The sequence below is a fragment of the Oleiphilus sp. HI0067 genome, from assembly GCF_001635735.1.
Genome location: NZ_LWFI01000892.1, coordinates 1 through 929 on the forward strand (window position 1 = coordinate 1; position 929 = coordinate 929).

At 40.0% G+C, this 929-nt stretch carries 1 protein-coding gene; it reads left to right on the top strand.

The window, feature by feature from the left end; genetic code table 11:
* Window positions 1–642: 642 nt before the first annotated feature.
* Window positions 643–929 (top strand): hypothetical protein (locus A3739_RS30835; protein ID WP_231877062.1); only part of this gene is annotated, 287 nt, incomplete at its 3' end.

Below are 929 nucleotides of genomic sequence, written 5' to 3' on the forward strand. Positions count from 1 at the left end.
ATTTACTTTTTGCCTTGCTTGACCGATCTCTGCCTGATTTTAGTTTTCTAGACATTTCTTTGGTTATTCTTTTATTTGCATCTATCAAAAGTATCAAATTCATGAGAGCTGAAAGTACAGAGCTATAACTTAATAGAATCAAAAACTTTCAGACAGTTTAATAGAGCCGATTTTCGTCCGCTATTTTGTATCAGGTATTTTCAAAGCCTGTCAGAATAGACCCATAAGAATGAAAAGCGGACATTGGTTTTCCATTCGCAAATAGACAAAAGCCGCTGTTAGTGCTTCGCAGTTCACCATGCCCGCTTCGAAGAAGATTGCAGACCTTAACGCTTTGATCGCACCTGCTTCGAGAGGTCGAGTTGTGTAGGTTCAAATTATATCTACAGGTCGGCTGTGATAACCGCGCGAGCGGCGGGTATCACTGCTTACTCTTATAAAGCTCTGATTTTAAGGAGGTAATGAATTAGCAAATGCGTATTCAGTACGCATTTGCTAAAGAGTGTGCGCAATTTGAAAAAACGGAAGTCTCATAAGTCTATGATTATTAATGAATTGATCCTTCCGAAGGTGTTAACCTAATTGAAAAGTGATACCCGTATCGGGTACGTAGAATTAACTGTTATGCACTAAGAGATCGCAATGGGTAGCAAAATCGCAGGAACATTAAGCTTGTTAGGTGCAGTGGCTCTTATAGCCATATGGTGGGTGTTTCTATTTTCTGCTCGGCCTGACTGCCTAGATTCTGTTCAGCTTGCAATATCATCTGCCAAATACGCGTTGTCTCCAAGCGAGTCAGGTAGCTGGCTATTCATTTTTACTTTGGTTTCAATTTTTGCTTGTATCTTAACGGGTCTAATTCTACTTTTCGGCAAACAAAAAAATCTAGCCATGTACCTAATAGCTATACATGCTGTAGCGGCTGCGTT